A 9,728-nucleotide genomic window follows, 5' to 3' on the forward strand; every position below is an offset into this window, starting at 1 on the left:
ATGAGAACTAGAATAGCTTGGTTTTCTCCGCTAAACACCAATCCTGCACGTCCGACTAACAGCGTAAGTGCTTATGTTAGCGATGAGTTATTGGACTATTTAAGCAGCTCATTTGACATAGATTTGTTTCACGATTCATTTGAAAAGTACAAGAATTATTCAACGCATCACTATTTGACAGCTTATCGTAGGCACCGAACTAACCCCTATGACATTTTCTTTTACCAAGTAGAGGATCATCCCGCTTCAGATTTTACTAGGTTCCACGTTGGCCTTGCGCCTGGTATTACCTGGTTCCACGACACCTTTTTCTTGCGCGATTTACCAACCCCTCTTCACAATAGCCCCTGGCGACAAATCATAGAAAAGTTTAACAATTCTTCTCTGAACTGGCCTGAGCGAGATAGTCATTATCCGCGGAGCCTGCCATTTGCGATTAGGGAGTGTTGCCAAAGCTTTGTAAACATTTTTTCTAGCGAGCGATATTTAGATACCTATAGAATAGAAAGGGGAAATACTCTCAAAGATGTTCCACACGCATTGGCCTATTACTTGCCCATCCCCGTGGATGGCAGTTCGTTATACTCCACAAGGCGGCAGCAATACTTTATGACAAAGATAGCTTACTGCGGGCTTCCAAACCTAGAGCACAGGGCTCACAAATTGCTGTCTGCCCTCTCGCAGCTAGACAACCAATGTCAGCTTGTTTGGCTGCTGGAGGAAAGTGAGTTAAGCCAGGCAAGGGATTTACTTAAGGAATTTGAAATCTCAGATGTTACTTTTAAAACCCCTAGGACACCTGCTCACTGGAAGGAAATTGTAGAAACCGCTGAGATAGCGATTCATACTCTTTTTTCTGTTTATGGCCATACCGAACCATATCTTTCTATTAGCCTAATGGCTGGCGTGCCATCGATAGTAACTAACTTTGCTAATAATGAGCTATTGCCGAGCGGCGTTGTGCAAAAGATTTATGCCGGTTACGGCGAAGCCGAAGAAATAGCAAACGCTATTCGGAAAATCCTGGACGAGCCAGAAAAATTTCGAGCCGTCGCCAAAAACTACGCCCGGGAAAAGTCTTCTAGCTACTGTATTGCCGGGGAATTAAATGATATTTTCGAGAGCACTCTTTTTCATATACGCAAACAAAGACAGCGCTGGACCGAGTTTGAACATCGTGCCGGCGAATCCTTGATACAAGAGTGCCGCTCTAATTACCAGCATCTACTCGACGCCTGCCGAACTTTCGCCAATTATTCTTCGCCTGATTGGCAGCTAGACTGCCAGTCAGGGTATTCCGATCTTGGGTGGACATGAAGTGCCTGTCGAAAAACGTGCTAATACATGCTTAGGAAAACATATAAGTAATATCGTCCCAGGGATGGCGATACAAAGTCTGTCTAAGGCGTTTTTGATCCATTACATGACCCACGATACCAATGGCTCTACCCACTACAAATAGGCCATTTAAAAATCCCAAGGCTACTATATCTGCTATCTCTTTTGCATCAAAAAGACCAGTTGATTCCAACATGTCTATGAAACTAACACCAACTGCTCCATCGACGTTCAATATTAATGTACCTTTTTTCTTTGTAGTAAATTTTTCAACTTCAATGGCATAATCGAGATACTTCGTGCTTGTGAAGTTTGCTCGCGCGAATTGCTTAATTAACTCGACGCGCTTATCAGGATTTTGTATTGACTTAACGCGATGCCCGATACCAGGAATCACTTGCTCCTTCGCTTTCATCTCTTTGGCAAATTCCTCCGGAGATAGCCCTCGATCGCATGCATCTTTGAATGACTGGGCCGCCCCATCGATAGCACCTCCAAATAATGGGCCAATTGTGAGCATACCTGACGCCACTGCCGATACCAAATCCTTGCCAGCCCGCGCCGCAACAATTGCATTATGCGCACCAGAAACTGCTGGGCCATGATCTGCTACGACGACCAGCAACATGTCGATAAACCTCTTGGCGTAATCTGGCAGGTGCTTTTTAAACCATAATAATCCAATAGTTCCACCAACCCCATATCCCTCCTCGATAACACGAGAGATTTCGCAACCACTATAAGTAAGTTCCTCGCCGCGATCGTCGGAAATTGTAGAAATAAAGCTCGTCGGCTTCCTTACTAATCCCTTTTGTTGCGCAACTTTAAGGTCTATAGGAACGGTAACAGGCGGTGGAACGGAAATTTCTTTAACCTCTCCTCTTGCAACTAGCTCCCGATAAACATCGTGAATTAACTCCCCAAATTCATCATAAGACCGAGGAACAATAGCTCCTGCCTTAGCTAGCGCTTTGTTTTTTTCTGATGCATTTTCTTTTTGCCTATCTGCCCGTGCGCCGGCATGGCCAAACTGAACCTCGCCTGGGAAAAGCCGAGAACAGGTTCCTACCACCCATGCCACGAGTGGCTTAGTAATTGCGTTCGCTCGAAGCGCTTCGGCTATTTCATATTCTCCCTCGCCACCAACTTCTCCGAGAAGCACCAACATCTTTATGTCGGGATTAGCCTCAAATCGCAGCAAATGGTCGACAAGCCTGGAGCCGGGATATCTATCTCCACCAATGGAAATACCCTCGTTTAGGGCTGGGAAAAACTGCCCATCAGCATTTTTGGGCCCGCACGCCAATGCCATGGCATTGTACATTTCATTGGACATCCCACCAGATTTAGAAACAAAGCCGACAAAACCAGGAACATGTAAATGAGTCTGTATGATATTTTCTATAGATCCAGCCGTATTTCCGATCTTAAAACAGCCTGGCTTTATGCCACCAACTGTGGCGGGGCCGATGATCCATTTCTTCCTCGAATCTGCTACGACTATGAGCTCCTTAGTCCTCCTCTCGGATATCCCCTCAGCAACGATAGCCACGGTGCGAATAGAAGGCTGTTCCAACGCCTCGCGCGAAGGCTGGTACGCCGATCGAAATGATGCAAAGTTAATAAACACATCCGCACTGCGGTGGCGCTGAACGGCATCCTCGATAGAACGATAAATTGGTATAAAGATTTCCTTACTGCCCCAAAAGCAGGTATGAATACCTGGCCTCGATGGATACACTATGGCTGCAACAGATGGGGTTTTTCGTCTACAGGCAAAATCGAAATCTAACATACGCTGAATCGCAGCGGTTTGATAATTGTAAATGATTGCTTGCGTATCGCTAGTAAAAAGTTGATAGTCCGCAGTTGCAGAACTATCTTCTTCAGAAAATCCAGATGCCTCCGCTAAATTGCCAGCCATGTGCGACATAACCATTCTAGTGTTTCTCCGTCATAATAAATAACACAAGTGATGTTCAGCTAAACTGTCAAAGCCTTACTAACTATTTTTGTCATATGCAATTCCGGCCCGTAAACCTCCATCGGCAACCCTAGCTCAAGCCCAAGTTGCTGCATCTTTGAAAGACCCTCAACATAGTTTGGTCCTCCACGCCTGACATATATTTTGGCCTTAACTCGTTTCAGCGCTTCCGAATACTCCTTAATAGCTCGACAAATGCCATTAAATGTTTTCGCCACATCTGTGAAGTTCGCAATTCCACCGCCAATTAGCAGAATTTTTTCTCTACCCTTCGGATCTAACTCTTGCGTCATCAATCCAATAACAGTCCTCGCGTAATCATAAGTTTCTTCATCAGTTGGATTGCCGGAATATTCTCCGTAATTAGCGAGCTCCTCTCCATAGCCAAGGTCAACAACAGTATCGGCAAAGATTACTGACGCGCCACCCCCGGCTACCATTGTCCAAACTCGCCCTTGTGGGTTTAACACCGTAAACTTTAGCGATGCGCCACTCTGAGCGTCTAGATGATTTATATGGCGCTCCTCGTTAGTACTCAACCTACCAAACGGAGGAGGAAATGTAAGCCCAGCCCAAAGCTTTCCTCCTTCGAACTCTGCCGTGTCATCTAGTTTCGCTGCGAAATCCAAAACGACGATCCGACCATCTACAAACGCCAATGGGTTTATTTCAGCATAAGAGAATCCCGCAGCAACGTAGAGTTTATAAAGGGATTTGATAAAGGACGCGATTACAGGCCTTCTTTCGACACCGATGTCTTTTAGTAGCTTTGAGTCTAAGTCAAGCGCATCTATATCATCAAAAACTTTCACCACGATTTTTTCAGATATGCTATCCACATCGCCGATTTCAACCCCTCCTTGTCGAAAAAATAAAATCTCATCGCCTTCTCTGACAGAACGAATCGCCAAATAATATTCGTACTTCACCTCATGTGGAACAAAACACTCTACGATAAAAGTATCCAATATACCTGTTATGCCATCAACCGCCACAGATTTATTCATATGTTCAAAAACCCATCGCACCACCTCGTCCCAACCTGCATTGAGCAATACTAAATTACTATTGCCTCGCCTTTTTATTAGTTGATCCGGTTTTGCAACCAGTTTGGAATTCAAAAGCCATGGATGCTCAGCTACGACAGCGTCGAGATCAGTCGCTGCGCTTAGCTGCACACAAGGATTAGCGACGAAACAATCAGTCGTTGAAAATTCCCTAAAGTGCAAATCCAAAATCTTCTTCCCATCATATTCGCGAATTGATCGACTAGCCATTTGAGATCTACCTATAAAGATTTCCAAAAAAATAAATACGCTAGCATGGATTTGCTAGGAAATCAAGAATTGTGGATAGGCTGGAAAATATACCATTTACAAAAATCCTTTTTGCAAATGGTATAACTGCGCCTTTTATTGAGCTTGTGTGCCTTTAGCGTCTGCTACGCGTGACAGCTTAGGGAAATTAGCATCCAATACGGTGTTCCATTTCGCTACATTGGCCTTTTCCTTTTCCAATAACGCTGAAACATTGCCTTCGACAACAATGCGAACGATTTTATCGCCCTGAGCAATGCCATTTACCACATCCTGACCACTAGTTACCTTGCCAAATACCGAATGCTTTCCATCAAGCCAATCCGTAGCAACATGCGTAATAAAAAACTGACTTCCATTAGTGGCTGGCCCTCTGTTCGCCATAGAAAAAACTCCTGGACCAGAATGCTTTAAAGTTGGATCAAACTCGTCCTCAAAGGAATATCCTGGACCACCAGTGCCATCGCCTTTAGGATCCCCAGTCTGAATCATAAAATTGGGGATAACGCGATGAAAAGTTATTTCGTCATAATAGCCGCGCTGCGCCAAATTGACGAAATTTGCAACAGTGCGAGGGACTTTGTCGCCAAACAACTCTCCCTTTATCGCTCCCTTTGTCGTCTCAATAGTTACCTGAATATTTGAATCCGCAAATGCCGCCATCTTTGTTACCCCTATAGCTATTACAAAAAACAATATCAAACTCGCCTTTCTCATATCATCTCCTAACAATTTTCCATAATTTCACTTAAACACTATCAACTCACAACTCCTTCTCAACCGTAACTAAAAGTCCGCTTGCGCAGCGTCACCATCTCTACCTAAACGCTTTTCTAACTGTCTCCTTACTTGCCGCAAGCGAGCAACCTCCTTTGTTAAAGGAACGGGATTCTCATCGCCAAATTTCTTGGCTAAAGCTATCTTATAATTTAACTTAGCCCTTGCCGCCTTGCGCTTCCTAACGCTTAGCCTATCAGCCATAGCGGTTGTCTTAGCTGCCTCTTGCAGGTGAACAGATAACTCTTGCATATAAAAAGAAAGTTCCGGCACATCCGCTAAACCCCTACCAATTGCCAGCAAGCGCTCTAACCTTGCCCTTTCGGCTTGCTTGCTAACCTCATCGCTCTCGAGCTCGGCCAATCTAGTCTTAAGCATTATGATGTTATCTACGCCCGCTATGCGCGAAGCATCTTCTCGCACTTCATTCAAACTCTCCTCTAACTCAGACATCTGATATTGAGCAAGGTTTAGCAATGAATTAAGATCTGCTACTGCCGCCTCTACTGCCTCAATTCCCTTATAATTAGACAGTAGTTCGGCCATGCTCCACTCGACAACTGGGGTGGCTGCAAACTGAGACTGCTCCCCTACAAAGAAAAAGGTAAAGCGAAGTATAGCTCCCATCTTATTTGCTATTACCGATGGCAAAATGGCTCCCACTTGAAAATACTTCCTCCCAAGCTTAGAACCTTTGCCAAGATCCTTTTCAATAAAAACGGCCGGAAAATGCTTAACCTCTCCGCCTTCAATTAACAGAAAAGCTTTAATCGGAACAAATGACAAAAACACGTCCTGATCTACGACATAGTTAGATGGCTCAGATTTTATCTGAGCTACAGTAACAGCACTTTTATCGCCTTGTTCCTGAGCCGCGACAAAAAACCCTTGCAGGCAAACTACATGCACGACAAAAAAAAGCCTCACTAATGCTAAGGCATACCTAGTCCAAGCGTTTGCGTTCCCAATTAGCGTTAGTAGCTTCACAAAAAAAATATGCCTCATCACCCTCCCAACAGCTTATTCCAAAATGATTTTTTCTCCTCTGCCGGACCGGTTTCTCCTGGCGCCTCCGGCTTAGCAGATTCCTCGCTCTGATGCTCAAGTTCTTTTTCTAGTTCCTCTATTTTTCTCTTCTCGGCTGCAATTTCGCCATAGAGAACTTGAATGTTCGCTGCAATTCTATATCGCTTTTCCAGCGCGCTGAGATCAATGGAGGAGCCTGCACCACTTGCCCCGAGCTCGCCAAAGCCACTAGCCTCATCATCTGTTTGCCAGTTAGCCATATACCATCTCTGCTCCCGCTCGGCGACGCGACGGGCCAAGGCAATTGATTTTCCTCGCTTTGTAATTCTCTCAAGCAAACTCAGTTCACTTATTAAGCCGTTAATCTGCTTGTCGAGCTCGTCCCGGCGGGAAGACACGTCGCGAACTTCTGTCTCCAACTTAGCAACTTGTTCACTTGCCTTTGCGCGAAGAGTATCCTCATCGGTGACTACTCGAGTTAATTTTTCCTTTTTTCTCTTTATCCTTTCTATAACATTTGCTGTTTTGGTAGCTCTACGCCTCAACCAACTAAGTTGCACCTTGCTCTCTAACCATTTACGAAACTCCTCCTCGGAAACACTTAATCCGCTAGGTTCATTTACAACGCCACTCTGAGTAATTGGCCTGATTCGCCAGCTACCGATGCGTTTTCCTGCGAAATCTACATTTCCGGTATATCCGCCCTCCTCTAGCGCGCCAGTTAATAGGAACTTTCTTCCTTCGCTCATTAACGCAACTGGCTTATAATGGTCGGTGCTACCCTGAACGTCCTTGCCGTTAATTCGATCAGTGCCCACTTCAAAAGGAACTAGCTGCGGAACCCAACCAGGATTGAAAATAACCATTAGTAAGGCTGAGGCATTAAAAGCTTTCTCAACGTAAAATGTTTGAAACTTATTTTTTGCAGTCGTAATCCCAGATATCTCGCCGGCATAAGTGCCATCGGGTAAGGCCGGAAACGTTCGCTCCCCACTGCCAATAACTAGGTACAGAAATATGCCGACGACTAGCGTAACAACGATTGAATAGAACGCCAAAGATTTCTTATTGGGAGCAGCAATTTTAGGCATTTGAAGCTCAAGATATTAACGAACGCGCTCGTCGCAGTGTATCACCAAACTCTGCGCCTTCAGTTTGTCTTTGAATTAGGAATTTTGCAATACTATCTCGTTTAGCTATAGCTTCGTCTATGAGTGGGTCACTACCACTCTTGTATGCACCAATAGAAATTAGATCTCTATTGTCTTCATAAGCCGCCCAAAGTCGTCGAATCTCCTCTGCCATTCGATAGTGCTCCGGCGACACCAAATTCAGCATCAATCTACTATTGCTACGAAGCAAATCAATTGCCGGATAATGTTGCATATGACTAAGGCGCGAACTCAGATACAAATGTCCATCCAAAATAGCGCGAATCTCCTCGCCGAGTGGATCCTCGATGGTTTCTGAGGATAGTAAAATGGTATAAAATGCCGTAATGCTGCCTTTGGCCGTCTTACCAGCTCGTTCCAGCAATTCTGGGAGCGTAGCAAAAACAGACGGCGGATAACCTTGTCGTACTGGGGGCTCGCCTACACTAAGAGCTATTTCGCGCAAAGCCCTAGCAAATCTCGTAACCGAATCCATCAATAACATCACTCTGTTGCCCTGGTCGCGAAAATACTCAGCTATAGCGGTAGCCGTATAAGCTGCCATTATTCTCCTAAGCGGTGGTTCATCGCTAGTCGACACAACGACTATAGATCTACTAAGCCCTTCCTTACCCAGATTGTCCTCTAAGAAATCTATAACCTCTCTTCCCCGTTCACCCACTAAAGCTACAACATTCACATCAGCCGTACTGTTTCGTGCAATCATCCCCAAAAGACTTGACTTGCCAACACCTGCACTTGAGAAAACACCAACGCGTTGCCCCTCTCCGGTAGTCAACATCATATCTATAGCACGAACGCCCACATACATAGGCTCAGTAATTCGTCTACGCATCATGGCTGCCGGGGCCGTCTGTCTGACAGGATAAGCCAGGGAAGTATCGATAGACCCCAAATTGTCTATCTCCTTGCCCAATGAATTTAGAACCCTGCCCAAAAGAGCCGGCCCAACATTAACCTGTAGTGACTCCCCTCTATTAACCACGGGAGTTTTTGGACCCACCTCGTGCAATGGATCTAGAGGAGTGAGAAAGATATCTTCATCATCAAATCCTATAACCTGCGCATAAACCGGCGGTCGTCCATGAGGCTCGATTGTGCACAACTCTCCAATGCGTGCGTTGGGTAGACGAGCCTTGATGACCATACCAGTTATTCTTTGCACCCTTCCACGCAATACTACTGGCAGTGGTCCTTCGGCATGTAGGCGCCTATGAAGATTATCCAGGCTAATATCATTAGCAAAACTAAACCTTGGCTTAGCTAGCCATTCCTTCAGAAGCGCCGAGTCATCAGGCATATTGTTACTCTGAACGAGCCGCTTTCTCATGGCTCACTCCTAGTCGGCTGGACACAACATCAATAAGCGTCTCTATTCGAGCATCCACCTCTCCAAATGCACTGCGGACTATACATCCACCTCTTGCTATAGTTGGATCCGCTTGTATTAAAATATCACCACTGCCAGCAATTTGTCTCAGCTGTTCCTTGGCCTCTTCTAATATTTTTACATCCTCTGGATTAACAACTATATTTGCACTTTGACCGACAATAGATTGTCTAAGTGCAGTGGTCGCAAGATTTTTTACTAACTCCGGATTAAGTTTAACATGCTCACCAACAACGCTTTGCGCCACAGAAAGCGCCAATCGCGCTACCTCCGCTACTAGCTTTTCGCGATCGCCTGGATCTAGCTCAAACCAACGCACCGCTTGCCTAACGGCCTCCACATAACCCTCCTCATAGCCAGCTTGATACCCAGCTTCTTTGGCAACTTTGTAAACTTTATCTGCCTTGGCCGTGATCTCCCTCGCCCTTGACTCTGCCGCCTCAACAATACTCTGCGCCTCACTAATAGCATCTGCAACTTTTGGCCGCGAATCACTCATAAATTATCCTTGATAACTTCTTATCTAAACACTAATTTAATCAAATTAATACATGGTATATGTAAAAATAAACAGTAGTATTATTATCCAACGGACAGATATACCGTTTCCAAAAAGTAAGTTAAATATTTTACTTTTTGGAAACGGTATTTGTTGTTTATTGGCAAGTGCTTACGCACTTGCTGTTTATAGCATTTACAAAAATCCTTTTTGTAAATGCTATAAA

The 9,728-nt window shown here is 44.9% G+C and carries 8 protein-coding genes; 1 reads left to right on the forward strand and 7 read right to left on the reverse strand.

Annotated elements, in window-relative coordinates; all coding sequences use genetic code 11:
- Nucleotides 1–1,317, forward strand: a complete 1,317-nt coding sequence (locus IT291_07490; GenBank protein ID MCC6221065.1) for a glycosyltransferase — start codon at nt 1–3, stop codon at nt 1,315–1,317.
- 31 nt (nt 1,318–1,348) lie between these two features.
- Here IT291_07490 and IT291_07495 read toward each other — a convergent pair whose 3' ends face one another.
- The 7 genes from IT291_07495 to IT291_07525 all read right to left on the reverse strand — a co-directional run bounded on the left by IT291_07495 (nt 1,349) and on the right by IT291_07525 (nt 9,502).
- Nucleotides 1,349–3,262, reverse strand: coding sequence for an ATP citrate synthase (locus IT291_07495; protein ID MCC6221066.1), 1,914 nt, complete (start codon nt 3,260–3,262; stop codon nt 1,349–1,351).
- Between the two features lie 59 nt (nt 3,263–3,321).
- Complete coding sequence (locus IT291_07500) at nt 3,322–4,599, reverse strand: ATPase (protein MCC6221067.1); 1,278 nt, start codon at nt 4,597–4,599, stop codon at nt 3,322–3,324.
- 135 nt (nt 4,600–4,734) lie between these two features.
- Nucleotides 4,735–5,355, reverse strand: a complete 621-nt coding sequence (locus IT291_07505; GenBank protein ID MCC6221068.1) for a peptidylprolyl isomerase — start codon at nt 5,353–5,355, stop codon at nt 4,735–4,737.
- 69 nt (nt 5,356–5,424) lie between these two features.
- A complete protein-coding gene (locus IT291_07510; protein MCC6221069.1) occupies nt 5,425–6,420 on the reverse strand; it encodes a hypothetical protein in 996 nt (331 codons plus the stop codon).
- Nucleotides 6,420–7,532: a hypothetical protein gene (locus tag IT291_07515; GenBank protein ID MCC6221070.1), complete on the reverse strand. Its 1,113-nt coding sequence runs from the start codon at nt 7,530–7,532 to the stop codon at nt 6,420–6,422. Before IT291_07515 ends, IT291_07510 begins: the two co-directional genes overlap by 1 nt.
- A 7-nt stretch (nt 7,533–7,539) precedes the next feature.
- Complete coding sequence (locus tag IT291_07520; protein ID MCC6221071.1) at nt 7,540–8,913, reverse strand: FliI/YscN family ATPase; 1,374 nt, start codon at nt 8,911–8,913, stop codon at nt 7,540–7,542.
- Between the two features lie 4 nt (nt 8,914–8,917).
- Entirely contained in the window at nt 8,918–9,502 is a 585-nt protein-coding gene (locus IT291_07525) for a hypothetical protein (GenBank protein ID MCC6221072.1), read from the reverse strand.
- Between the last annotated feature and the right edge of the window lie 226 nt (nt 9,503–9,728).

This window comes from Deltaproteobacteria bacterium (assembly GCA_020845775.1).
Classification (GTDB): Bacteria; Bdellovibrionota_C; UBA2361; order SZUA-149; family JADLFC01; genus JADLFC01.

Coding starts and splice junctions, on each gene's coding strand:
- IT291_07515 (MCC6221070.1), bottom strand. CDS start 7,532: ATGCCTAAAATTGCTGCTCCCAATAAGAAATCTTTGGCGTTCTATTCA.
- IT291_07490 (MCC6221065.1), top strand. CDS start 1: ATGAGAACTAGAATAGCTTGGTTTTCTCCGCTAAACACCAATCCTGCA.
- IT291_07510 (MCC6221069.1), bottom strand. CDS start 6,420: ATGAGGCATATTTTTTTTGTGAAGCTACTAACGCTAATTGGGAACGCA.
- IT291_07520 (MCC6221071.1), bottom strand. CDS start 8,913: ATGCCTGATGACTCGGCGCTTCTGAAGGAATGGCTAGCTAAGCCAAGG.
- IT291_07505 (MCC6221068.1), bottom strand. CDS start 5,355: ATGAGAAAGGCGAGTTTGATATTGTTTTTTGTAATAGCTATAGGGGTA.
- IT291_07525 (MCC6221072.1), bottom strand. CDS start 9,502: ATGAGTGATTCGCGGCCAAAAGTTGCAGATGCTATTAGTGAGGCGCAG.
- IT291_07495 (MCC6221066.1), bottom strand. CDS start 3,262: ATGGCTGGCAATTTAGCGGAGGCATCTGGATTTTCTGAAGAAGATAGT.
- IT291_07500 (MCC6221067.1), bottom strand. CDS start 4,599: ATGGCTAGTCGATCAATTCGCGAATATGATGGGAAGAAGATTTTGGAT.